General features: G+C 61.6%; 21 protein-coding genes. 12 read left to right on the forward strand and 9 right to left on the reverse strand.

The annotated features are described in order from the left end of the window. The first annotated feature begins 53 nt into the window (after positions 1 to 53). The 4 genes from gudD (at position 54) to pncA (ending at position 4,307) form a co-directional block, all read left to right on the forward strand. Positions 54 to 1,397: a glucarate dehydratase gene (gene gudD, locus OKW98_RS19930; protein WP_265386312.1), complete on the forward strand. Its 1,344-nt coding sequence runs from the start codon at positions 54 to 56 to the stop codon at positions 1,395 to 1,397. Positions 1,398 to 1,577: 180 nt separating this feature from the next. After that, on the forward strand, positions 1,578 to 2,231 hold the full coding sequence (locus tag OKW98_RS19935) for a DUF1345 domain-containing protein (protein WP_265386313.1): 654 nt from the start codon (positions 1,578 to 1,580) through the stop codon (positions 2,229 to 2,231). Positions 2,232 to 2,640: 409 nt separating this feature from the next. Then, positions 2,641 to 3,606: a D-2-hydroxyacid dehydrogenase family protein gene (locus OKW98_RS19940; protein WP_265386314.1), complete on the forward strand. Its 966-nt coding sequence runs from the start codon at positions 2,641 to 2,643 to the stop codon at positions 3,604 to 3,606. A gap of 50 nt (positions 3,607 to 3,656) precedes the next feature. Then, on the forward strand, positions 3,657 to 4,307 hold the full coding sequence (pncA, locus tag OKW98_RS19945; RefSeq protein WP_265386315.1) for a bifunctional nicotinamidase/pyrazinamidase: 651 nt from the start codon (positions 3,657 to 3,659) through the stop codon (positions 4,305 to 4,307). Positions 4,308 to 4,522: 215 nt separating this feature from the next. Here pncA and OKW98_RS19950 read toward each other — a convergent pair whose 3' ends face one another. Then, positions 4,523 to 5,008, reverse strand: coding sequence for a GNAT family N-acetyltransferase (locus tag OKW98_RS19950; RefSeq protein WP_265386316.1), 486 nt, complete (start codon positions 5,006 to 5,008; stop codon positions 4,523 to 4,525). Positions 5,009 to 5,196: 188 nt separating this feature from the next. On the opposite strand from OKW98_RS19950, the gene OKW98_RS19955 reads away from it, so the two are divergent. From OKW98_RS19955 to OKW98_RS19965, 3 genes are all read left to right on the forward strand, one after another. Further along, positions 5,197 to 6,120, forward strand: coding sequence for a formate/nitrite transporter family protein (locus OKW98_RS19955; RefSeq protein ID WP_265386317.1), 924 nt, complete (start codon positions 5,197 to 5,199; stop codon positions 6,118 to 6,120). 272 nt (positions 6,121 to 6,392) lie between these two features. Further along, a complete protein-coding gene (locus OKW98_RS19960) occupies positions 6,393 to 7,076 on the forward strand; it encodes a response regulator transcription factor (protein ID WP_265386318.1) in 684 nt (227 codons plus the stop codon). After that, positions 7,054 to 8,445: a sensor histidine kinase gene (locus OKW98_RS19965; protein WP_265386319.1), complete on the forward strand. Its 1,392-nt coding sequence runs from the start codon at positions 7,054 to 7,056 to the stop codon at positions 8,443 to 8,445. Before OKW98_RS19960 ends, OKW98_RS19965 begins: the two co-directional genes overlap by 23 nt. Before the next feature lie 114 nt (positions 8,446 to 8,559). On the opposite strand, the gene OKW98_RS19970 is transcribed toward OKW98_RS19965, so the two are convergent. The 3 genes from OKW98_RS19970 to katG form a co-directional block, all read right to left on the reverse strand. After that, positions 8,560 to 8,718 carry a hypothetical protein gene (locus tag OKW98_RS19970; RefSeq protein WP_265386320.1) on the reverse strand — a complete coding sequence of 53 codons (159 nt, stop codon included), beginning with the start codon at positions 8,716 to 8,718 and terminating at the stop codon, positions 8,560 to 8,562. Further along, complete coding sequence (locus OKW98_RS19975; protein WP_322114154.1) at positions 8,718 to 9,434, reverse strand: zeta toxin family protein; 717 nt, start codon at positions 9,432 to 9,434, stop codon at positions 8,718 to 8,720. Before OKW98_RS19975 ends, OKW98_RS19970 begins: the two co-directional genes overlap by 1 nt. Positions 9,435 to 10,136: 702 nt before the next feature. Further along, entirely contained in the window at positions 10,137 to 12,407 is a 2,271-nt protein-coding gene (gene katG / locus OKW98_RS19980; RefSeq protein WP_265386322.1) for a catalase/peroxidase HPI, read from the reverse strand. Between the two features lie 266 nt (positions 12,408 to 12,673). Here katG and OKW98_RS19985 point away from each other — a divergent pair, with 266 nt between their 5' ends. Then, a complete protein-coding gene (locus tag OKW98_RS19985; RefSeq protein WP_265386323.1) occupies positions 12,674 to 13,135 on the forward strand; it encodes an Hsp20 family protein in 462 nt (153 codons plus the stop codon). A 42-nt stretch (positions 13,136 to 13,177) separates the two neighbouring features. On the opposite strand, the gene OKW98_RS19990 is transcribed toward OKW98_RS19985, so the two are convergent. The 3 genes from OKW98_RS19990 to OKW98_RS20000 all read right to left on the reverse strand — a co-directional run bounded on the left by OKW98_RS19990 (position 13,178) and on the right by OKW98_RS20000 (position 16,203). Further along, entirely contained in the window at positions 13,178 to 14,032 is an 855-nt protein-coding gene (locus OKW98_RS19990; RefSeq protein ID WP_265386324.1) for an amidohydrolase family protein, read from the reverse strand. 55 nt (positions 14,033 to 14,087) lie between these two features. Then, complete coding sequence (locus tag OKW98_RS19995) at positions 14,088 to 15,377, reverse strand: MFS transporter (protein ID WP_265386325.1); 1,290 nt, start codon at positions 15,375 to 15,377, stop codon at positions 14,088 to 14,090. 94 nt (positions 15,378 to 15,471) lie between these two features. Next, positions 15,472 to 16,203, reverse strand: coding sequence for a GntR family transcriptional regulator (locus OKW98_RS20000; RefSeq protein ID WP_265386326.1), 732 nt, complete (start codon positions 16,201 to 16,203; stop codon positions 15,472 to 15,474). 1,423 nt (positions 16,204 to 17,626) lie between these two features. Here OKW98_RS20000 and OKW98_RS20005 point away from each other — a divergent pair. Continuing rightward, entirely contained in the window at positions 17,627 to 18,061 is a 435-nt protein-coding gene (locus OKW98_RS20005) for a GNAT family N-acetyltransferase (protein ID WP_265386327.1), read from the forward strand. 17 nt (positions 18,062 to 18,078) lie between these two features. Here the strand turns inward: OKW98_RS20005 and OKW98_RS20010 are convergent, their stop codons facing one another. Next, on the reverse strand, positions 18,079 to 18,966 hold the full coding sequence (locus tag OKW98_RS20010; protein ID WP_265386328.1) for a DMT family transporter: 888 nt from the start codon (positions 18,964 to 18,966) through the stop codon (positions 18,079 to 18,081). 569 nt (positions 18,967 to 19,535) lie between these two features. On the opposite strand from OKW98_RS20010, the gene OKW98_RS20015 reads away from it, so the two are divergent. Continuing rightward, positions 19,536 to 21,248, forward strand: coding sequence for an amidase (locus OKW98_RS20015; protein ID WP_265386329.1), 1,713 nt, complete (start codon positions 19,536 to 19,538; stop codon positions 21,246 to 21,248). Between the two features lie 70 nt (positions 21,249 to 21,318). Further along, positions 21,319 to 22,158 (forward strand): glutathione-dependent disulfide-bond oxidoreductase, encoded by an 840-nt coding sequence (gene yghU / locus OKW98_RS20020; RefSeq protein WP_265386330.1) that lies wholly within the window; start codon positions 21,319 to 21,321, stop codon positions 22,156 to 22,158. A 629-nt stretch (positions 22,159 to 22,787) separates the two neighbouring features. Here yghU and OKW98_RS20025 read toward each other — a convergent pair. Then, on the reverse strand, positions 22,788 to 23,645 hold the full coding sequence (locus OKW98_RS20025) for an aldo/keto reductase family oxidoreductase (RefSeq protein ID WP_265386331.1): 858 nt from the start codon (positions 23,643 to 23,645) through the stop codon (positions 22,788 to 22,790). 100 nt (positions 23,646 to 23,745) lie between these two features. On the opposite strand from OKW98_RS20025, the gene OKW98_RS20030 reads away from it, so the two are divergent. Then, positions 23,746 to 24,645, forward strand: a complete 900-nt coding sequence (locus OKW98_RS20030; protein WP_265386332.1) for a LysR family transcriptional regulator — start codon at positions 23,746 to 23,748, stop codon at positions 24,643 to 24,645. The last annotated feature ends 142 nt before the right edge of the window (positions 24,646 to 24,787 follow it).

Below are 24,787 nucleotides of genomic sequence, written 5' to 3' on the forward strand. Positions count from 1 at the left end.
TGAAGCCCGTAAAGACAGCGCGCACAGCGCCAGCGAGAACCAAGGATTTAGCCATGACTTCACAGCATTCCGGCAGCACCCCCGTCATCACCGACATGCAGGTCATTCCGGTGGCCGGCCACGACGACATGCTGCTCAACCTCAGCGGCGCCCACGGCCCGTATTTCACCCGCAACATCGTCATCCTCAAGGACAACGCCGGCCACACCGGCGTGGGTGAAATCCCCGGCGGCGAGAAGATCCGCCAGACCCTCGAAGACGCCCGCTCCCTGGTGGTCGGCAGCAGCATCGGCAACTACCAGAAGATCCTCAACGACGTGCGCCGCACTTTCGCCGAGCGCGATGCGGGCGGTCGCGGTCTGCAGACCTTTGACCTGCGCATCACCATCCACGCCGTCACCGGCATTGAAGCCGCCGTGCTGGATTTGCTCGGCCAGTACCTGGAAGTGCCGGTCGCCGCACTGCTTGGCGAAGGCCAGCAGCGTGACGAAGTAAAAATGCTCGGTTACCTCTTCTACGTCGGTGACCAGAGCAAAACCAACCTGCCCTATCGCACCGAAGCCGATGCCGACAACGAGTGGTTTCGCGTGCGCCACGAAGAAGCGCTGACCCCGGAAGCAGTCGTGCGTCTGGCCGAGGCGGCTTACGCGCAATACGGTTTCGAGGACTTCAAGCTCAAGGGCGGCGTGCTCAGCGGCGATGCAGAAATCGAAGCGGTGACGGCACTGGCCGAACGCTTCCCGAAAGCGCGCATTACCCTCGACCCGAACGGCGCCTGGTCGCTGAAAGAAGCGGTGCGCCTGTGCCGCGATCAGCACAAAGTGCTGGCCTATGCCGAGGACCCCTGTGGCGCCGAAAACGGTTACTCGGGCCGCGAAGTCATGGCTGAATTCCGTCGCGCCACTGGCCTGCGCACGGCGACCAACATGATCGCCACCGACTGGCGCGAAATGGGTCATGCCATCCAGCTTCAATCGGTGGACATCCCCTTGGCCGATCCCCACTTCTGGACGATGCAGGGTTCGGTGCGCGTGGCGCAGATGTGCAACGAATGGGGTTTGACCTGGGGCTCGCACTCCAACAACCATTTCGATATTTCCCTGGCGATGTTCACCCACGCGGCCGCCGCTGCGCCGGGCAATATCACCGCCATCGACACCCACTGGATCTGGCAGGACGGCCAGCGCCTGACCAAGGCGCCGCTGCAGATCATCGGCGGCAGCGTGCAGGTGCCGAAGAAGCCCGGGCTGGGTGTCGAGATCGACATGGATCAGGTGGCCAAGGCCCACGAGCTGTACAAAGGCATGGGCCTCGGCGCGCGGGATGACAGCGTGGCGATGCAATTCCTGGTGCCGAACTGGACATTCAACAACAAGCAGCCGTGTCTGGTTCGCTGATCGACTGACTCGAACCGCTCTCCCCTGCCATTGAACAGCTCGCCAGGCCGGGCGGCTTAAGCTTCACCTAAACTGCCAAATGGCGACCGGCGCGTAACCCCTTGCGCGCCGTTTTTCTTCATCATCTGCTGCAGCGGCCGCGTGCTAATGTTCGCGCATCTCACTGCCGTGAAGTCCTCCATGTCCCGCCTTGCCAAGACCCACCCTCGCCTGACCATTGCCACCCTCGTGGGCATCGCCGCCGGTATCGCCTGCGCCTTCGTCGCCCCCGACATTTCGGTGATCAGCAAATGCCTGATCGGCTGGAACGTCGCCGGGTGGCTGTACATGGCGATGATCATGCGCCGCACCTTCAAATCCAGCGCGGAAGACGTGCGCCGGGTCGCCGAGATCGAGGACGAGAACGCCGGCGTCGTGCTGTTCGTCGTCTGTGTGGCGGCCATTGCCAGCCTGGCGGCGATCATTCTCGAACTTGCCGGCATCCAGGACATGAAAGACGCCGACAAAGCACTGCATTATGCTTTTACCGGCTTCACCATCCTCGGTTCATGGCTGCTGATCGGTGTGGTCTTCAGCCTGCATTACGCGCGGGTGTTCTACACCTGGGACGGCGAAAAGCCGGCGCTGCGCTTTGCCGACGGAGAGGAGAATCCGGATTACTGGGACTTTCTGTACTTCTCCTTCACGTTGAGCGTCGCCGTGCAGACCTCCGACGTCGGCGTGGCCACCCGCAGCCTGCGCAAGGTGGTGCTGGCGCAGTCGTTGATCGGGTTTGTGTTCAACACCTCGATTCTGGGCTTCTCGATCAACATCGCGGCAGGGTTGTTTAACTGACGCCCTCGCAGGGACCGGCTTGCCAGCGAACCCATGGTGTCATCCGGTTTCTTCATCTCTGACCCGACGCCTTCGCCAGCAAGCCGGCTCCTACGGATCGAGTTGAATCAGTCAATTGCGCAAAGCGTTCGCGGCCAAGCGCGCTCCTGCACCGGTTTGTGGTGGGTGAAAAATCGTGATCAGACGCAGAACCGTAGGAGCCGGCTTGCTGGCGAACGCGGTGGTTCACAGCCGGAAGTGTCGACTGACGAAACCGGTTCGCCAGCACGCCGGCTCCTACGGATCGAGTTGAATCAGTCAACTCTGGCAAGGCGGGTATGCAGAGTGGGTGCGGGGTTCCAGATTAAGCCGCTCAAGCGTACTGTGAGCGCCACAAATCCAACATCGCTGCTGAACGAGGCCTCGCTCAATGACTCAGGATTCCGGGCTGAAGATTGCCGTACTCGATGACTGGCAATCGGTCGCTGAAAACGTTGTGGACTGGACCGTGTTGAAGCCGATCGGCGAGGTCACTTTTCTGCATGACTATCCGGCGGACACCGACGCCATGGTCGCCCGCCTCAAAGACTTTCACGTCATTTGCGTGATGCGCGAACGCACGATTTTCGATGACGCCCTGCTCAGTCAGCTACCGAACCTGAAACTGCTGGTCACCGGCGGCATGCGCAACGCGGCGCTGGACCTCAAGGCCGCCGCGCGCATGGGCATTACCGTGGTCGGCACCGACAGCTACAAATACGCGGCGCCGGAGCTGACCTGGGCGCTGATCATGGGCGTCACCCGCAATCTGGTGGACGAAGCAAACTCCCTGCGCGCCGGGAATTGGCAAATTGGCATCGGCAGCGACCTGTACGGCAAGACCCTGGGCATCGTCGGGCTGGGCAGCATCGGCCAAAAGATCGCCCGCTACGGCAAGGCTTTCGACATGAAGGTGATTGCCTGGAGCGAGAACCTCACCGCTGAACGCGCGGCCGAGCATGGCGTGACGTACGTCAGCAAACAGGCACTGTTCGAGCAAGCGGACGTGGTCTCGGTGAATCTGGTGCTCAGCGAGCGCAGTCGCGGGCTGGTCGACGCCGAGTCGCTGAACCGGATGAAGCCTACGGCGTATCTGGTGAACACCGCGCGCGGGCCGATCGTCGACGAAGACGCGCTGATCGAGGTGCTCAGGCAGAAGAAAATCGCCGGTGCCGCGCTGGACGTGTACAGCGTCGAGCCGTTGCCGGCCGATCATCCGTTCCGCACGTTGCCCAACGTCCTGGCCACGCCCCATGTGGGTTACGTCACCGAGAACAACTACCGGATGTTCTTCAGCCAGATGATCGAGGACATTCAGGCCTGGCACGCCGGCGCGCCGATACGCGTTTTTGCCTGACCGCGATCCGACTCATTGCCCCAAGACTCACTGCATCAAGGACTCAAATGATGACCACGCCGCTTTCCCGATTGCCCTCCGACCCGCGCGCCGCGTTGCTGGTGATCGACATGCAATACGACTTCATGCCCGGCGGCGCACTGGCCGTGGCCGAAGGCGATGCGCTGGTGCCGTTGATCAACCGCCTCGGCGCGCAGTTTCGCAACGTGGTCATGGCCCAGGACTGGCACCCGCGCGGGCATGTGTCGTTCGCGTCGAGCCACGCCGGGCGCGCGCCGTTTGACAGCATCACCCTGCCCTACGGCACGCAGACGCTGTGGCCCGATCACTGTGTGCAAGGCAGCCACGGTGCTCAGTTGCACGCGGATCTGGACATAAGCCAGGGGCAGCTGATCCTGCGCAAGGGCTGCAACGCAGGCATCGACAGCTATTCAGCGTTCGTCGAAGCCGATCGCACGACGCGCACCGGGCTGGCCGGTTACCTGAGCGAGCGCGGCATCGACAGCGTGTTCGTGGTCGGTCTGGCCCTGGATTTTTGCGTGGCCTGGACCGCGCTGGACGCCCGGGCGGCGGGTTTCAATACCTGGGTGATCGCCGATGCGTGCAAGGCCATCGACCTGAATGGCTCGCTGGAGCAAGCCTGGAAAGACATGGCCCTGGCGGGAGTCAACCGGATAGACAGTGCAGACCTCACTGACTGAACGTAAAACCCCTACGGATTAACCGCGCAGATCTACCTGACTGAACGCAAATCCCTGTAGGAGCGCGCTTGGTCTGGGCCGCAGTCGGACGAATTGCGGTGGGTCAGTCACACCCATTCAGCTGACACTCCGCATTCGCGGGCAAGCGCGCTCCTACAGTTGGTCCCGTTCAATATCGGGGATCGAAGCTTGATGCGTGCTCCTGCATAAACGCCTCAACCCTCTTCCAACGCAAAGCGCTTCAGCCCTTCCCCTTCCATCCGGTAGCGCACCCATTCATCCTGGGGCTCGGCGCCGATGGATTTGTAGAAATCGATCGCCGGCTGGTTCCAGTCCAGCACGCTCCATTCAAGACGGCCGCAGCCGCTGTCGTGGGCGATCCGGGCCAGATGGCGCAACAGCTTCTTGCCCGCGCCGACACCCCGTTGCGCGGCGGACACGTACAAATCTTCGAGGTACAGGCCCTTGCGGCCCAGCCAGGTGGAGTAGCTCAAGAAGTACACGGCGAAGCCAATGGGCTGGCCGTTCAGCAGGCAGATCAGCGCCTTGGCCGGCGAAGCTTCGTCGAACAGGCTGCGCTCGATGTCGGCGACACTGGCCTTGACCTCGTGCTCGGCTTTTTCGTAGATCGCAAGCTCGGTGATGAAGCCCAGGATGACGGCGGCGTCGGCACGGGTGGCGTCGCGAATGTGAAGGGTCAAAAGAGGTTCTCCCAGGTCAGTGAAAAGGCTGCCGCCGTTGGCGAACGACGGGTAACGGATTGTGTCTCAAGCAGCAGCGCCGCGCAGCAAGCATGTACAAGCGAACCGCCGCCTCCCGAGCGCTCTTTTACCGGGCACTCTCACAAAGAACACGCTTAGACGTGCACTGACCCATCCAAAGGATCGCCATGGAACACGAACCAGACGGCAAGACCCCCGGCCTGACGCCGGAAGAAGAACGCGACATCGACGAAAACCAGCCGCCCCGTGCCGCCGTCCTCCATGAAACGATCCGCATGCAGGGCGATCAGGAACTGGAGCGTAACGTCGCTGCACTGTTCTGGTCGGCCCTCGCAGCCGGGTTGACCATGGGCCTGTCACTGATGGCGATGGGGTTGTTGAACTCGCGGCTGCCCGATGCCGAGGGCTTCAAGGTCATAGCCAGCCTTGGCTACTGCGCAGGCTTTCTGGCGGTGATTCTTGCCCGTCAGCAGCTGTTCACCGAAAACACCCTGACCGCCGTATTGCCGGTGATGAGCAAGCCGACGCTGAACAATGTCGTGCGTCTGTTGCGGTTGTGGACCGTGGTGCTGGTGGGCAACCTGTGCGGCACATTGCTGGTGGCCTACGTCATGCTGCACCTGCCGATCTTCGACACCAAGACCGATCAGGCCTTCCTCGAAATCGGCCGCAAGGTGATGGAGAACGACACCTGGCAAATGTTCTCCAAAGGCATCATTTCCGGCTGGATGATCGCCACCATGGTGTGGATGATCCCGTCCATGGAATCCGCCAAGGTCGCCATCATCGTGATGATCACCTACCTGATGGCGCTGGGGGATTTCACCCACATCGTGGTTGGCTCGGCAGAAGTGTCGTATCTGGTATTCGCGGGTGAGCTGCCGTGGAAGGATTTCTGGATGATCTTCGCCGGCCCGACACTGGCCGGCAACATCATCGGCGGCAGCTTCATTTTCGCGTTGATCAGCCATGCGCAGATCAGGAGCGAAGGCGAGACGCCGGATAAGAAAGGCAAGAAGAAAGCGCTGGACGAAAAGCTGAAGCAAGCGCTGCGTGAGCCCAAAGCTGAATCCGATCGCAAAGGCGTGTGAAGCACCGGTAGGAGTGACCGGGGTGGCGCTCCACCTTGCTCGCGAAGCGTCCGACCAGACAAACCATGGTCGCCTGACAGAATGCATTCGCGAGCAAGCTCACTCCTACTGGCCCACGGCACGATCAGAATTCTCCAGCGTGTCCCCTCCTCTCGGCACGCTGGCTAGCATCAAACAAGCCGTTCTGCCCTTCTTAAATTATTTTTAAGAAATCCCGACTACGTTTAAAGGCAAAATGCAGCCTTCTGTCCTCTCACGTGGCCCGACCTCACATGACGCGAATTCTGACAATCGAAGACGATGCCGTCACCGCGAAGGAAATCGTCGCCGAACTGAGCAGCCACGGCCTGCAAGTGGACTGGGTCGACAACGGTCGCGAGGGCCTCGTCCGCGCGGTCAGCGGCGATTACGACCTGATCACCCTCGATCGCATGCTGCCGGAAGTCGACGGGCTGGCGATTGTCACCACCATGCGCGCCCTGGGCATTGCCACGCCGATCCTGATGATCAGCGCGCTGTCGGACGTCGATGAACGCGTCCGCGGGTTGCGTGCCGGTGGGGATGATTACCTGTCCAAGCCCTTCGCCTCCGACGAGATGGCCGCGCGGGTGGAAGTCTTGCTGCGCCGCAGTCATCCGGGGACCCAGGCCGAGACCATGCTCAAGGTTGCCGACCTCGAACTCAATCTGATCACCCGTGAAGCCAGCCGTGCCGGGCAGCCGTTGAACCTGCTGCCGACCGAATACAAGCTGCTGGAATTCCTGATGCGCAACAGCGGGCAGATCATCACCCGCATGATGATTTTCGAAGAAGTCTGGGGTTACCACTTCGACCCCGGCACCAACCTGATCGACGTGCACATCGGTCGCTTGCGCAAGAAAATCGATCCCCCTACCGTGACGCCGCTGATACGTACCGTTCGAGGCTCAGGTTATGTCATTGCCGAACCCGTCTAAGGGCTGGCGCTCCTCCAGCAGCCGGCTGCTGGCGCTGTACAGTTTTCTGTTTGTGGCCTGGAGCAGCATCCTCATGGGGGTGCTGTACTGGGAAGTCACCAGTTACCTCAACACCCTCGCCCGCCACTCGCTGATGCAGCGCCAGCAATTGTTTTCGCGTTTTGAAGGCGCGCAACTGGACGATGCGTTGCGCACCAGCGACAAATTCGACATGCGCTCGGTCGACGCCTACGGCCTGTTCGACAAAGACCTGAAGCCCATCAGCGGCCCGATCCAGAGCATTCCCGAGGACCTCAAGCTCAACGGGGAAATCCAGGAGCTGGCCACCTGCATCGATTCCGATGACCCGGACCTGCCCAGCTCGGGCTGCGACGCCGTGGCGATTCATACGCTGGATGATCGCTGGCTGATTCTGGTGCGCGACAACGGTTCGCTGTTCGCCGTGACCACGCTGATTCTGCGCGCGTTGCTGTGGGGTATTTCGCTGACGATCATTCCGGGCATCGCCGGCTGGCACTTGCTCGGACGCCGCCCGCTGCGACGCATCCGCGCGATCCAGGCCAGCGCCGAGGCAATCGTCACCGGCGACCTGGCCCGCCGCCTTCCGGTGTCGGACCGCCGCGACGAGCTGGACATGCTGGCCGACATCGTCAACGCCATGCTCGACCGCATCGAGCGCCTGATGAACGAGGTCAAGGGCGTTTGCGACAACATCGCCCACGACCTGCGCACTCCGCTCACGCGCCTGCGGGCGCAGCTTTACCGGATTCAGCAGCAGTCGCCGGAAGACTCGGCGCTGGGCGAGCAGATGGCCCAGGTAATCGCCGACGCCGACACGCTGATGGCGCGCTTTCGCGGATTGCTGCGGATTTCCGAACTGGAAGATCACCAGCGGCGCTCGGCCTTCGGTCAGCTCGATCCGCAGCCGCTGCTGCAGGAGCTGCACGATTTCTACCTGCCGCTGGCCGAAGAAGGCCGCGTTTCGTTGCAACTGAAAGTCGGCGAACACCTGCCGCCGCTGGTGGGTGACCGGGCGCTGCTGTTCGAGGCGCTGTCGAACCTGCTGAGCAACTCGATCAAATTCACTCCGCCGGGCGGCCAAGTGCTGCTCATCGCCCGCGCCGAAGGTGACACCACGTTCATTGAAGTCCAGGACACCGGCCCCGGCATCCCCGACGCCGAGCGGGAGGCCGTGTTCAAGCGCTTCTACCGTAGCGAAAACGGCAATCAGCAAAGCGGCTTCGGCCTGGGGTTGTCCATCGTCGCCGCGATCGTCAACCTGCACGGCTTCAAACTGCGCATCGGCAGCAGCCCGTCCGGCGGCGCGAGTCTGGTGCTGGAATGCAGGCGGGTGTTGGCATTGGGGTGAAGGGGTGGGGCTTTGAGCTGCAAGCTGCAAGCTGCAAGCTGCAAGCTGCAAGCTGCAAGCGTCAGGCAAAAACGACAAAGCCGCCTCAAGGGCGGCTTTGTTTATTGGGGGGCGTTACATTTTCCGGGCTTGCTCGATGATCTTTTCCTGCCGCGCCCAGGCTTTCTCCATGACCTCCAGGTAAACCCGCTCCTTCTCCTCGAAAGTGGCGTTGCGGACGAAGTCGGAAAACGGCGTCGACTTCACTGTTTTGAGTTTTTTTGGAGCAGCCATTATTCGTACCTCCTGGAATTCAGCCTGCGTTCAAGCGATGCCCGATCATAGGTTTCGGGTATGTGAGTGTCAATTTGCTGGATATTCTGGCGGTAAGCCTTGGTAGAGCCATCATGGTTCTTGATAAAAATATCGACGGTCACTGCATGGCCGAACTCGTATTTCAAACGATTCACCACTTCCCGAGCGGCAAAGTATTGATCCACGAAGCCCTGCATCGGGATATTCCGGCCCTCCACTTTTTCTCGCGCCTGAACAAACTCCCAGGCTCTCTCGGGATTTTGATAAACATAGAGCACCAACACGAACCGACCCCGCTTGAGCGAACGCCGGATGTTGAGTGAAACCGTGTCGAAATTTGATGCCGTGCCGTCCAGCAGAAAAGACTGCTGCAGCCGCAGCGCCTCATCATGAACGGCGGACACTAAAACAGACACCGCCCGTTGAAAGAGCGAAGAATTACTCCCTGTGTATCCAGGCAATTCGGCGCGATAGGTATCCGGGTCGATACGCAGTACAGACCCACCGAATCGAGCAAGAAACTCCAAAGATGCTTCAGTTTTGCCTGCCCCATGTGAGCCCGCCATAAACACCGATACGGGCGATTCCTCTGATAGGTATACCGCAGGATCCGTCAGCCTCCTCGCAATCTCCTTCCGATTAGCCTTGGCAAACACCACAGCCTCTTCTGAAATCCGTCGATCATCCGTATCCACAGTCACCCATCCTTTATGAAGTCACGACTATCCAGCGCCGCGCAGTATTCGCGAGGTTTTGGACTGCGCCTATCCGACGTCACAAAACGAAACAGGATGCGCTGGTGAGCATTCACAACGCTGTATCTGCGAAGGAGATGTCTGGGCGAACAAAGGTTATCGGTAACGCCACACATCTGAGCCGGCTTGCTGGCGAACCAGATTTACTCGCCGCCATCAACGTGACTGACACGCCACGTTCGCCAGCAAGCCGGCTCCTACAGTGACCCTGGCAGCGCCCAACATCAGCGGCGAACGCAAAGTAGCGGCCAGACAAGATCAGTTCTGCAGCAAGCCAGCGGCAATGTGAACCTGTGCCCATCGGGATGCCGCGTCGAACCGCAGGCAGTGTAGGAGCGCGCTTGCCCGCGAATCGCGATGTGTCAGGTGAATACGAGGCTAACCCTACCGACGTCTTCGCGGGCAAGCACGCTGCTACAGTGGATTGCGGCAGCGAGCATGATTTCAGCGGACACAGAGCCTGTAGCCGGCTTGCTGGCGAACCGGTTTCGTCAGTCGACACTTCCGGTTCCGACCCACCGCGTTCGCCAGCAAGCCGGCCCCGACTGTGGATCTCGACAGCGCCCAGAATCAGCGCAAAAAACAACGCCTCCACAAGGGAGGCGTTGGGTATTACAGATTGAGGGCTATGAAGCACGCACCTCAGGCAAGATCAAAGCGGTCCAGCTCCATCACTTTGGTCCATGCGGCGACGAAGTCCTCGACGAACTTCTCTTGCCCGTCAGCACTGGCATACACCTCAGCCACTGCCCGCAACTGGGCGTGTGAACTGAACACCAGGTCGACGCGCGTGCCGGTCCACTTAACTTCGCCGGTAGTGCGATCACGGGCTTCAAACAGCTCGTTGCCGCCCGACACGCCCTTCCACTCCACGCCCATGTCCAACAGGTTCTTGAAGAAGTCGTTGGTGAGCGCCCCTGGCTTCTGGGTCAGGACACCGTGCTGAGTGTGCCCGGCATTAATGTCCAGCACGCGCAGCCCGCCGACCAGGACGGTCATCTGCGGTGCCGTCAGGGTCAGCAGTTGGGCTTTGTCGACCAGCAGCTTCTCCGCCGAGACGCGGTAGCGGCCCTTGAGGTAGTTACGGAAACCATCGGCGATGGGTTCCAGGAAGCCGAACGACTCAACGTCGGTCTGCTCTTGGGAAGCATCGGCGCGCCCTGGGGTGAACGGTACGGTGACGTGATGCCCGGCATTTTTCGCCGCCTGTTCGATACCCACGCTGCCGCCGAGGACGATCAAGTCAGCCAGTGATATCTGCTTGCCGCCCGACTGGGCGCCATTAAATTCACTGCCAATGCGCTCCAGCGCCTGCAGCACGGTCGTCAGCTCTGCCGGGTGATTCACCCCCCAGTCTTTCTGCGGGGCCAGACGCAGACGACCGCCGTTGGCACCGCCGCGCTTGTCGGAGCCACGGAAGGTGGACGCCGCGGCCCAGGCAGTGGAGACCAGTTGCGAAACCGACAGGCCCGAGGCAACGATTTTGTCCTTCAGCGCAGCAATGTCGCTGGCGTCCACCAGCGCATGGTTGACCTCGGGGATCGGGTCCTGCCAGAGCAGCTCTTCGGCCGGCATTTCCGGGCCGAGATAACGAGCCAGTGGCCCCATGTCACGGTGGGTCAACTTGAACCAGGCGCGGGCGAAGGCGTCGGCCAGCTGATCAGGGTTTTCCAGGAAGCGTCGGGAGATCTTCTCGTAAGCAGAGTCCACGCGAAGGGCCAGGTCAGACGTCAGCATGCGCGGTTCCTGGCGCTTGGTCGCGTCGTGGGCATGGGGAATCTTGCCCGCGCCCTCGCCATTCTTCGGCCTCCACTGATGGGCGCCGGCCGGGCTCTTGGTCAGCTCCCACTCGAAGCCAAACAGGTTCTCCATGTACTCGTTGCTCCAGCGGGTCGGGGTCGACGTCCACGTCACCTCAAGACCACTGGTGATGGTGTCGCCGGCCTTGCCCGAGCCGAAGCTGCTGCGCCAGCCAAACCCTTGTTCCTCAAGACCTGCCGCTTCCGGCTCAGCGCCGACGTTGTCGGCAGGGCCGGCACCGTGGGTCTTGCCGAAGGCGTGGCCGCCAGCGATCAGGGCGACGGTTTCTTCGTCATTCATGGCCATGCGGCCGAAGGTCTCGCGAATGTCTCGCGCCGAGGCCGCAGGGTCTGGGACGCCTTCCGGACCTTCCGGGTTCACGTAGATCAGGCCCATCTGCACGGCGGCCAGAGGGTTTTCCAGATTGCGTTCGCCGTTGGCAGTACGTGTCTGTTCTTCGCTGTGGTGCTCGGGTTCGGCAACCAGCGTGCCTTCGCCCGGCTGTTGCATGTCTTTGTGCGCACCATAGCGGTCTTCACCGCCGAGCCAGGTGGTTTCGGCGCCCCAGTAAACGTCCTCGTCCGGTTCCCAGACATCGGCACGCCCGCCGGAAAAACCGAAGGTCTTGAAGCCCATGGATTCCAGCGCAACGTTGCCGGTGAGCACGATCAGATCGGCCCACGAAATCTTGCTGCCGTATTTTTGCTTGACCGGCCAGATCAGGCGGCGTGCCTTGTCGAGGTTGACGTTGTCCGGCCAGCTGTTGAGCGGCGCAAAACGCTGTTGCCCTGCCCCTGCGCCACCGCGACCGTCACCGGTGCGATAGGTCCCGGCGCTGTGCCAGGCCATGCGAATGAAAAGCGGACCGTAGTGCCCGAAGTCGGCAGGCCACCAGTCCTGAGAGTGTGTCATCACCTCCAGCAGGTCGCGTTTGACGGCGGCAACGTCGAGGCTTTTGAACGCTTTGGCGTAATCGAAGCCCTCGTCCATCGGGTCAGACAACGAGGAGTGCTGATGAAGGATCTTGAGGTTCAACTGGTTCGGCCACCAGTCGCGGTTTGTCGTCCCGCCTCCGGCTGCGTGGTTGAACGGGCATTTCGATTCGGTCGACATGGTCTAATCACCTTCTTGTTTACTTATTACGTATTCGGCCATCAACGAGACAGCCCAGGCTAGCACTCGCACAAGATTAGCCGACTCTGACCTGCCGTCTAATAGGCAAATGTTTGGGCGACGATAGAGTGATTGTGTTAGCGAAGTATTTAACGGAGGTGCTTGTATTTTCTGGCACTTGGGCCTAACTCTAAATACAGAATCAAGTGCAGAGCCGGCGTCGACCGGCGTCTTGATCACCGTGGCAATCTCCAGGAGATTCAGGCATGGCCACCACCGCTTCACTGGCCCCGCTGTTCCGGCAATCAGTGGGCTTTGATCGCTTCAATGATTTTTTCGAGTCAGCACTGCACAGCGGGGTTAACGCCAGCGGCCCTCCTCATAACGTCGAACGATACGGCACCGATCATTACCGAATCGTGATCGCCACGGCCGGACTTGCCGCCGCCGATCTTGACCTGACTCTGGAAAAAAACGTGCTGACCGTTTGCGGGGGCGAGGCGCACACCGATGGCGGTGTGACATACCTGCACCAGGGCATCGCCCATGGCCCGTTCCGGCTGGTCTTTCATCTGGCCGATCACATCGAGGTGCAGGGCGCGACCTTCAAGAATGGTTTGCTGATCGTCTTCCTGCTACGCGTCGAACCCCAAGGGGCCAAAGCCCGACGGATCAGCATTCACAGCCCCGGGGACGAGCCTGACCGGCCACACATCAGCCGACCTTGAACGAGGCAGAAAGCCCGTTGATTTCCCGGGATCAGGGCTTGATCAGGTTGCAATCGGCGCGAAATCAAACAGCACTTGAGGCGCATCAATCAGCAGGGAGCGCATCAATTGCGTGTTGCAGCCCAGGGTGTGCAACTGCTCGACCACCGAGCCGAAACACACCGCGTTTTCATGCTGGGTGTGGGGCCAGTCACTGCCCCAGACCAGCCGCTGCTGGCCGAACGCATCGACCAGCAACGGCAGCGCGGCGCGGGCGAAATCGAGGTTCTCTTGCGCGCTGCCTTCCAGACGGTAGATGCCCGAGACCTTCATCCACAGTTGCCCGCTGCGGCCCAGCTCCAGCATCTGGCGAAAGCCCGGCTGATCGAGGCCCAGGCGAGCATCAGGCCGGCCGAAGTGGTCGATCACGATCTTGATTCCGAACGGCATCAGCCCGGCCAGCAGCGCCGGCATGTCAGCGACCTGGCGGTGCACTTCAACGTGCCAGTCCAGCGCGGCGATGCGCCCGAAAAACACCTGCCACTGCGGATCGGAAAAGTCCGGCAGCACCTTGCCCATCAGGTTCAGACGCACGCCGACGACACCCAGTCGATCCATCTCCTCCAACGCGGCACGGCTGATGTCGCGCTCGACCACCACCACGCCACGCATGTGTTCTGGCGCTTGCTCGAGCGCGGCCAGCAAGTAGCGGTTATCGGTGCCGAGAAAGCTCGGTTGCACCAGCACGCCATGACTCAGGCCGTGCTGATGAAGTTGATCGCGGTACATCGCCAGCGTGGCGTCGTAGTCGGGTGAATAGCGTCGTGCCGATGTCAGGTCCAGCTCCCTGCTGAAGACGTGTGCGTGACCGTCGATGCCAAGGATCGAGGCGGGAGAGGCGCAAAAGAGGTCGGACATGGATCTCATCTGTCAAAAGATGCGCGACGCAAAGGGCGTCGCGCTGAAGGAAACATCAGGCGCTGGCGGTTTCGCTGCGTGTGTCGGCGACGGCGCTGCCAGCGGGGTTGCCTTCGAGACTACGGCCGCGGGTTTCCGGCAGGCACAAGGCGGCAATCACGGCGACGCCATAGGCGATCCCGGCGTCGATGCCGATGGCCGAACCCAGCGACATTGATTCGCTCATGTGGCCCACCAGAAACGGGAAGACCGAGGACAGCACGCGGCCGAAGTTGTAGCAGAAGCCCACCCCTGCCCCGCGGACGTCAGCGGGATACAGCTCGTTGAACAACGCACCCAAACTGGCAGGGATGCCGGCGGCAAAGAAGCCCAACGGGAAACCGAGGAACAGCATCTGCGTGTTGGTCAGCGGCAGGAACACGTAGCACTGCACGGTGACCACACAGCACAGGGCGAACAGCACGATGTTCAAACGACGGCCGATGCGGTCGATGAGAAAGCCGCTGGCGATGCAGCCGCACCAGAACGCGACGATGATCACCGCCAGGTAGCCGCCGGAATTGAGCACCGACAGGTTGCGTTCGGTTTTCAGGAACGTCGGCAGCCAGGTCATCACCGCGTGATAACCGCCGTGGGCGCCGAGGCCGAGCAAACCGCCGAGCAGCGTCACGCGGATCAGTTCCGGGCGGAAGATGCCGGCCAGTGACTTGAAGAAACGCTGCGGGATGGCGTTTTCTTTTTGCAGGCGCTGGAAGCTGTCCGGCTCCTCGACGTTGCGGCGCACCCAGATGATCAGCAGCGACGGCAGCAGGCCGACCAGAAACATCACCCGCCAGGCCATGTCCTGCGGCACGAACGAATAGATCAGGGTAAACACGCCGACGGCCAGGCCCCAGCCTACCGCCCACGCACTCTGCACGGTGCCCATGACCTTGCCACGGTATTTCGGGTTGATGGTCTCGGCCATCAACACCGCACCTGCGGCCCACTCGCCGCCGATGCCGAAGCCCTGCAGCGCCTTGACGATGAGCAGAGAGCTGAAACCGGTGACGAACGCCGACAGAAAGGTGAAGAACGAGAACCAGAGGATCATCCACTGCAGCGTACGCACCCGGCCGTAGCGGTCCGACAGCGTGCCGCCGACCCAGCCGCCCAGGGCCGAGGTGATCAGCGTCACACCACTGATCAAGCCGGCGTCGCCCTTGCTCAAGGCAAACGCGGCGATCAGCGCCGGGATCGCCAGGCCGAACATCTGAACTTCCAGGGCGTCCAGCGACCACCCGCCGAAACAGGCCCAGAACGTCTTGCGCTCCCGAGGAGTGACTTGGCGATACCAGTTGAACATGTTTTTTGTCCTTATAAGGGTGAAGCGGCAGGTGCTTTAGAGCCCGTTCTGAGTGACGGGCTTGGGTGCAGAATTGGGCTGTCGACGTCGTGGGTCAGCGGATGTCGACGCTGTAGCGGAAGTGGCTGGCATGGCCTCGGGAGCGGCGCCATTCCAGCGGCTCGCCGGCGTAATTGCGCGCCAGACGTTCGATCACCACCACGGGGCTGTTGACCGGCACTTGCAGCAAGCGGGCGTGGGTCTCGTTGATGGCTTCGGCGGTCAGGGTCTCTTCGGCGTAGGCCACGACCTGGCCGCATTGCTCTTCGTAGATCGGATAGAGCAGCGGGCCCTGGCGGCTGAGGTCGATTTCCAGCAGGGTCTGAAACTGAACCTGGGGCAGCCAGATTTCTTCGGCGAGCACAGGCTGGGCATCGAGCAGACGCAGGCGGATCAGGCGAATCACCGGCGCGTCCAGCGGCAGACCAAGGGCGTGGGAAACGGCCGAGGGCGCGGTGACGGCTTCGATTGAGAGAATGCGGCTTTCGGGCACCTGGCGTTGGCCGGAGACGCTTTGAAAGCGGAAGAAGCGGAACAGCGAGGACTGGAACTGCGGCCGGCGAATGAAGGTGCCGCGGCCCTGCTGGCGTTCGAGGATGTTTTCGTTGACCAGCATGTCGATGGCTTTGCGCACGGTGCCGGTGGAGAGGCAGTACTCGCTGGACAGCGCGGCTTCGGTGGGGATGGCTTCGCCCGGCCGCCAGCGGTTGTTGGCGATCTGTTCGGCGAGTTGGTCGCGCAGGCGTTGGTAGAGCGGCAAGCGGACATCGCTGGAGAGTCGGTTCATGGAGGCGCTTCGCTGTTGTATTTATGTAGTCATCTATATGAATCTGCGCTGAGTATTGTCCCGTTACCAATAGGCGTCAAGGGTGGGGATGGGGCTTGGCGGATGAATGGCGTATGGGCGATCTTGCTGGCGGGTTCAGGCAGATGCGAAAACGGCAGAGCTATGTCTGCCTTCAGATTGTCGGGGGTGCGCGGGTGACCAGGTCGAGGATCAGGTCGGCGAGATTGTAGCGAGCGCACCGATCATGAGTGTCAGGGCGAGAAAGCCGAACAGGAAGATTGCGAGCTTAGCCATGGGTTTCTCCTACGCAGGTATGAAGTACTAGGGATTCGAGCCGGAAGATGGCGACCGGTCGGCTTGATCGGTCTGCCGGGAGTGAAGTGATTTTGGGGGTTGCTGCTGTTTCAGTACAGATTCAGGTAAGGCTTATAAATACGGATCAGATGAGTCGCGGCAGTTGTTTAGGTCAAGAGCATCTGCCTAACGGCAGATTGTTTCGCCTTCGGCGAGTTACTTTTAAAAGCACTAAAAGTAACCAAAAGTGCCTGCTCTCGGTTTGGCCCGACTTCGTCGGGTTCCCTCACTCCGACGACGCTCCGTGGGCCCGCGCCGAACGGACATCCATGTCCTGACGGCGCTCTCGCGGCATCCATGCCGCTCGGCCCACTGCGCGTCGTCTGCGTTCAGCCTGCACCCAAGTCGCGATTGGCGGTGTCTGGGCTGGCTGTGTATGAAGATCAAAATCAAGTGCAGATCAAAAGCTTCCCGGCTAAAGCCGGTCCTACTGACCGCATGCACATTCACTGTAGGAGCGCGCTTGCCCGCGATGGCGTCCTGTCAGCCACACAGATGCCGCTGAGCCACCGCAATTCGCGGGCAAGCGCGCTCCTACAGAGGATCTTCATCACGCCGAAGGACTCTCTGATCGTTCCCCCGCTCCGCGTGGTAACGTCGCCCCGGACGCTCCGCGTCCCGCAGACGACGTGCATTCAGGCTGGGGGAGGTGACGCGGAGCGTCACAGGATGCATTCCCACGCGGAGCGTGGGAACGATCAAGTATCTCTGACACAACGCGCACATCGTAGGACCGGCTTTAGCCGGGAAGCCGTTGCCGTTGCCGTTGATTTTGATCTTCATGCGCAAAAAGCCCATTCACCGCCAATCGCGACTTGAGTGCAGGCTGAACGCAGGTCTCGCGCAGTGGGCCGAGCCGCATGGATGCGGCGAGAGCGCCGTCAGGACAGGGATGTCCGTTCGGCGCGGGCCCACGGAGCGAGACCGGAGTGAAGGAACCCCGACGCAGGAGGGGCCAAACCGGGAGCAGGCAGTTTTGGTTACTTTTGCTGCTTTTCAAAAGTAACTCGCCGAAGGCGAAACGGTCTGCCCCTAGGCAGACGCTCTTGATCTGAACAAGGCGCCTACCATGCCCACCATCCGCCCCATGACCCTGGACGATTACGACGCCATCACCCAACTCATGCGTGACACACCCGGCATCTCTTTGCGTGACGCCGACTCGCGCGAGTCCACCGAACGGTATCTGCTGCGCAACCCCGGATTGAGCTTCGTCGCGGAGGACGGTTCGCACCTCTGCGGCTGTGTCATGTCGGGCCACGACGGCCGGCGCGGGTATTTGCAGCATCTGCTCGTGCTACCTGACTATCGGCGGCAGGGAATCGGACAGGCGCTGGTGGAGCGCTGTCTGGTCAGACTTGAAGCGGAAGGCATTCACAAATGCCACATCGACGTGCTCAAGACCAACCCGGCCGCAGCGACCTATTGGGCGAATCAGGGCTGGCAGTTGCGGGTTGATATTCACCGCTTTTCCTTCACCCGTCCCGGCAATGAAAACGCGTGAAGCCCTGTTAACCCTGATCAGAGTTGGCTCGCAGGCGCCACGGGTTGGCGTCTGGCGTAGACCATCAGGCCGCTCAGGAAGATAAGCCCAATGCCGAACATCGAGGCGGTGCCCGGGTAGTTGCCGAACAGCAGAATCCCGTAAGCCACAGCGAAGATGATTTGCAGATAACCCAACGGTGCGAGCACGGACGAAGAAGCATAGCGATAAGACTTGGCCATCAGAAAGTGCGCGCACAAACCCAGACCGCCCAGCACCAGCAGCAACCCCAATTGCAGCCAATCGGGCTCGGCCCAGTAGAACGGCACGATGGCACTGAGGATCAGGGTGCAAAAGACGCCGACGTAGAAGCTGCACACCGACGGGCTGTCGGTCTCCCCCGCCAGTTGCGTGAGCAGTTGATACAGCGCGAAGAACAGCGCGGTCGCCAGGGGAAACAGCATCCACAGTGAGAAGGCATCGCTGGCCGGGTTGATGATCACCAGCACGCCGATAAAGCCGAGCACCACCGACCCCCACTGCCAGCGGTCCGCCTTGATGCCGAAGATCAGGGGCGACAGGATCGTCACAAAAGCAGGCGCGAGGAAGACCAGCGCAGTGGATTCGGCGATGGGCACGTGGGTCAGGCCGAACAGGAAAGACAGGCTGTCGGCGAGCAGGACCACCGCCCGCAACAGGTGCAGCCAGGGCCGCCGGGTGTGGAAGACGTTTGCGCCGCCATTGCGCAGCAGCACGGTGGTCACCAAAGTCGAGTGAACAAGGTAGCGGGCCCACGCGACGAAGATCACTGGAAGGGAAAAAATCAGCGTCTTGGAAATCGCGTCATGACTGGCGAACATCAGCGCCACGCCCGCCATCAACCACATGCCGATGACTTGCCGGTGCGCGCCGTGATGGGGAGTCATTGCAAAGCCTGCCACGAAAAAGATGCGCAGGAGTTAACCACAGAAGTCGGACCCGGCGCCCCGGGCACTTTGCTAAAACGCCCCACACACTTTATCGCGGGCAATAAAAAACCCGCCTGAGCGGGTTCTTTTCTATCAACACCATTCCAACATCCTGTCAGTAGCCGTCCCGGCAAATGGTGGATCATCCTTGACCAGCGAGACACATCCAGCGCCTCGGTTGATGGATCCAAGGTTGCGCTTGTGGCGCTTCGCTGTACAGGGCGACATTGCCCGACGTCGTGTAAGCCTTTCGCCATAGCACGTGTCCGGCGGCTCTCGAACGTGCCATCGAAAGAGTACCTGCCCAAGCCTCGCGACAAAGCCATGGCGAAGGCATAATGTGCGCCACACGAATACGCCTGCCGAGCTGAGCCCGCGTTGTACACCCACGCCTCAGTCGGCTTCAAACCAGCCCGGCCCTGCCGCGCCACGGGAAGCGATATGCCAACTCTTCTTCCGAGATGCCCCTGCTTTTCACTCAAAAGCCTGCTTGAAAGCCCACTCCCCGGCTCACGGTCGTCGCAGTCATGATCGAAGTCACTGAAGTCTCCATCGCGCAACTGCGCGCTGCCCTTGAATCGGGCCAGACCACCGCCGTCGAACTGGTTCAAGCCTACCTCACCCGAATTGACGCTTACGACGGCAGCGACACCGCCACCGCGCTCAACGCCGTGGTCGTGCGCAATCCCCAGGCCCTCGACGAAGCGCAGGCTTCCGATGACCGCCGCGCGCGAGGCGAAACCCTCGGCCCCCTCGACGGCATTCCTTACACCGCCAAAGACAGCTATCTGGTCAAAGGGCTGACCGCTGCATCGGGCAGCCCGGCGTTTGCCGAACTGGTCGCTCACCGTGATGCATTCACCATCGAGCGGCTGCGTGCGGCCGGCGCGATCTGTCTGGGCAAGACCAACATGCCGCCGATGGCCAACGGCGGCATGCAGCGCGGCGTGTATGGCCGCGCCGAAAGCCCCTACAACGCGGACTTCCTGACGGCACCGTTTGCTTCGGGATCGTCCAACGGCGCCGGCACTGCAACGGCAGCGAGCTTCGCGGCGTTCGGGCTCGCTGAAGAGACCTGGTCGAGCGGCCGTGGCCCTGCGTCGAACAACGGCCTTTGCGCCTATACGCCATCGCGCGGGGTGATTTCGGTGCGCGGCAACTGGCCGCTGACGCCGACCATGGACGTGGTCGTGCCCTTCGCCCGGACCATGGCCGACCTGCTTGAAGTGCTGGACGTGGTGGTCGCCGAAGACCCCGACACACGCGGCGACCTGTGGCGCTTGCAGCCGTGGGTGCCCATTCCCGCCGTCGACTCGGTACGCCCGGCGTCCTACGCCGAGCTCGCCGCCAGCCCGCAGGCCTTGGCGGGCAAACGCTTCGGCGTGCCGCGCATGTACATCAATGCCGACCCGCAAGCCGGTACGTCGGAAGCACCGGGCATTGGCGGCCCTACCGGCCAGCGCATCATTACCCGCGCGTCGGTGATCGACCTGTGGGAACAGGCGCGCCAGGCACTCGAAGCCCACGGCGCTGAAGTCATCGAGGTGGATTTCCCGCTGGTCTCCAACTGCGAGGGCGATCGTCCCGGCGCGCCGACGGTGTATAACCGCGGCATCGTCTCCAAAGAGTTTCTGCACCACGAACTGTGGGACCTCACCGCCTGGGCGTTCGACGATTTTCTCCAGGCCAACGGCGACCCGAAACTGAACCGCCTGGCCGACGTCAACGGCCCGCTGATCTTCCCCCACGACCCCGGCACCCTGCCCAACCGCGAGGGCGATCTCGCCGCCGGCATGGACGAGTACGTGAAGATGGCCCAGCGCGGCATCACGCCGTGGGACCGGATCGACACATTGGCCGACGGCCTGCGCGGGCTGGAACATACGCGCCGCATTGACCTCGAAGAGTGGATGCAGAAGCTCGGGCTGGATGCGGTGCTGTTTCCGACCGTCGCCGACGTGGCGCCGGCCGATGCCGACGTCAACCCGGCCTCGGCCGACATCGCCTGGAGCAACGGCGTCTGGGTCGCCAACGGCAACCTCGCGATCCGCCACCTCGGCGTGCCCACTGTCACCGTGCCGATGGGCGTGATGGCCGACATTGGCATGCCCGTGGGCCTGACCTTCGCCGGCCGGGCTTACGACGATTCCGCGCTGCTGCGCTTCGCTTCGGCGTTCGAATCCATCGGCAGCAAGCGCCTGATCCCACCGCGCACGCCACCGCTGTCTTCTACTCGATAAATTGTTAAAGGGTCGGGGCCAATGCGGCTCGATCCTTCCCGCTAAAACTGACCCTCAGGAGATGTGTTCAATGAGTAAGGCACCCTACGTCCCGCCTACCGTGTGGAAACACGAAGCGCCCTCCGGCGGCCAGTTCGCCAGCATCAACCGCCCCACGGCCGGGCCGACCCACAAGAAGGTCCTGCCGGTCGGCAAGCACCCGTTGCAGCTGTATTCACTGGCCACGCCCAACGGCGTCAAGGTGACGATACTGCTGGAAGAGCTGCTTGCCCTCGGCCACAGCGGCGCCGAGTACGACGCCTGGCTGATCCGAATCAATGAAGGGGATCAATTCGGCAGCGGCTTCGTCGACATCAACCCCAATTCGAAAATCCCTGCGCTGCTGGATCGCAGCGTCGAGCCGGGCATTCGCGTGTTCGAATCCGGCTCGATCCTGCTGTATCTGGCGGAGAAGTTTGGCGAGTTGCTGCCCAAGGATCTGGCCGGCCGCACCGAAACCCTGAACTGGCTGTTCTGGCAGATGGGCGCTGCGCCATATCTGGGCGGCGGCTTCGGGCACTTTTACGTGTACGCGCCGGAGAAGTTCGAATACGCGATCGACCGCTTCACCATGGAAGCCAAGCGTCAGTTGGACGTGTTGAATCGGCGCCTCAGCGAAAGCGCTTATCTGGCCGGCGACAGCTACACCATCGCCGACATCGCCGTGTGGTCGTGGTACGGGCAAGTGGTGCGCAACACCGTGTACGGCGCCGCCGAATTCCTCGCCGCCCACGAATACACCCACGTGCAGCGCTGGGCCGAAACCATTGCACAACGGCCCGCCGTGATTCGCGGCATGCGGGTCAACCGAACCTGGGGCGATGAAGCCACTCAGGTACCGGAACGGCATGATGCGTCGGATCTGGATTGACGCAAATCCCTGGCCGTTAGTGAGGCTAAAGCCGGTCCCAATGACAGCATGCATTCATCCTGTGGGACCGGCTTCAGCCGGGAAGGCGTCAGTCGCCAAACTGCAAATCTAACGGTGTTCACACCGGCCTCTTCCCGGCTAAAGCCAGTCCCACTGACAGCACGCATTCCTCCTGTGGGACCGGCTTCAGCCGGGAAGCGTCGATCGTCACGCCGCAAATCTGATGGTGTTCAAACTGGCCTTTTCCCGGCTAAAGCCGGTCCTACTGACAGCATGCATTCATCCTGTGGGACCGGCTTCAGCCGGGAAGGCGTCAGTCGCCAAACTGCACATCTGATAGTGTTCAAACTGGCCTCTTCCCGGCTAAAGCCAGTCCTACTGACAGCATGCATTCATCCTGTGGGACCGGCTTCAGCCGGGAAGGCGTCAGTCGCCACACCGGAAATCCGATGGTGTTCAAACTGGCCTCTTCCCGGCTAAAGCCGGTCCTACTGACAGCATGCATTCATCCTGTGGGACCGGCTTCAGCCGGGAAGGCGTCAGTCGCCAAACTGCAAATCTGATGGTGTTCAAACTGGCCTCTTCCCGGCTAAAGCCGGTCCTACTAAAACCCTGCGGGATCAGGCGCTCTACCCGTCGAGTTCGGCGAGCATCGCTTGCGGAATCACCAGCTCGGCGGCGGTGAGGTTTTCGTGCAGATGCGCCACCGAGGACGTGCCCGGGATCAGCAGCAGGTTTGGCGCGCGCTGCAGCAGCCACGCCAATGCCACGCACATCGGCGAGGTATCGAGGCGTTTGGCGACGTCCGACAGCGTCTGGGACTGCAAGGGCGTAAAACCACCCAGCGGGAAGAACGGAACGTAGGCAATGCCCTGTTTGCCAAGTTCGCCGATCAGGTGCTCGTCATCCCGATGCGCCAGGTTGTAGTGGTTCTGCACGCAGACCACCTCGGCAATGCTCTGCGCCTCGGCGACCTGTTTCGCACTGACGTTGCTCAGGCCCAGCCGCTGAATCAAACCCTGGCGCTGCAACTCGGCCAGCGCACTGAACTGCTCGGCTATCGACGCCTCGTCCGGCGAATGCCCGGTGCCCCACGCCCTGAAGTTCACCACGTGCAACGCTTCCAGGCCGAGATTGCGCAGGTTGTCATGCACCGCGCTCACCAACTCCGCCGGGCTGTTGGCGGCATTCCATGAAGCGTCGGTGCCTCGCGACGCGCCAACCTTGGTGACGATCAGCAGCTCATCGGCATACGGATGCAGGGCTTCGCGGATCAGTCGATTGGTGACATGGGGGCCATAGAAGTCAGCGGTGTCGATGTGGTTGACCCCGGCCGCCAGCGCTTCACGCAACACGGCGATTGCGGCAGCGTGGTCTTTCGGCGGTCCGTAGACCCCCGGTCCGGCCAATTGCATGGCACCGTAGCCCATGCGGTTGACAGTACGGCCGCCGAATGAAAAGTGTCCTGCTTTTCTGGCCTGGCTCATGGGTTACGCCTCGTGATCAAGAATGTGAGACGACTATAGGCGTTGACCGATGCGCTGATAATCAGGTGCAATCGGCACGGGTTGTACGAGCGAGCGGACAATGGCGACAGACATTCAGGATTTGCTGGCCTTCGTGGCCGTGGTCGACGCAGGCGGGTTTCGTGAGGGCGCACGGTTGAGCGGCAAGTCGGCGTCCAGCCTCAGCGACGCCGTCAGGCGCATGGAGTCGCGCCTGGGCGTGCGCTTGCTCAACCGCACCACGCGCAGCGTGGTGCCGACGGAAGCCGGTGCGCGGCTGATGGAGCGGATTGTCCCGGCGCTTGGGGAAGTCGAATCGGCGCTGGACGTCGTCAATGATTTCCGCGACCGCCCTTCGGGCACGCTAAAGCTCAACGTACCGGTCAGCGCCGCGCGGTTGATATTGCCAGGGATCATCACCCCATTCCTGCAAGCGCACCCGGACATCCGCATGGAAGTGGTCACTGAGGAAAGCTTCGTCGACATGCTCGCTGCCGGCTGCGACGCGGGCATCCGCTACGACGACCGCCTGGAGCAGGACATGATCGCCGTGCCCATCGGCCCGCGCGTTCAGCGTTTCGCGACCGCTGCATCGCCAGCGTACCTCGACGCCCGGGGCCGGCCCGAGCATCCACGGGACCTGCTCAACCACAGTTGCCTGCGCGGCAAATTCCCCAGCGGCTCCGTGCCGCTTTGGGAATACGAGCGCGACGGCGAAGTGGTTCGTGTCGACCCGTCGGGCCCTTTGACTGTGCGGATTGGCGGCGCAGTCGACCTCTCCGTGCAAACCGCCATCGACGGCCTGGGCATCGTCACGTTGTTCGAAGACTGGTTGCGCCCCCATCTGGACAGCGGCTTGCTTGAGCCGGTGCTCGAACCCTGGTGGCCAGGTTTCAGCGGTCCGTTTCTGTATTACCCGGGGCGGCGCTATGTGCCATCACCGTTGAGAGCCTTCCTGGACTTCATCCAGCGGCAGGCGTAACGCTGATTGATGCCAAGGCGTCATCGTGTCTTTTAAATAAATAAGCTGCCGGCGCAAGTTCATGGCGAACAACACGACTTGGTATTCCCGGTCAATAATCAGGCAAAAAAAAACGCTGCATTCAAATGCAGCGTTTCTTTTA

Source organism: Pseudomonas sp. KU26590 (assembly GCF_026153515.1).
Classification (GTDB): domain Bacteria; phylum Pseudomonadota; class Gammaproteobacteria; order Pseudomonadales; family Pseudomonadaceae; genus Aquipseudomonas.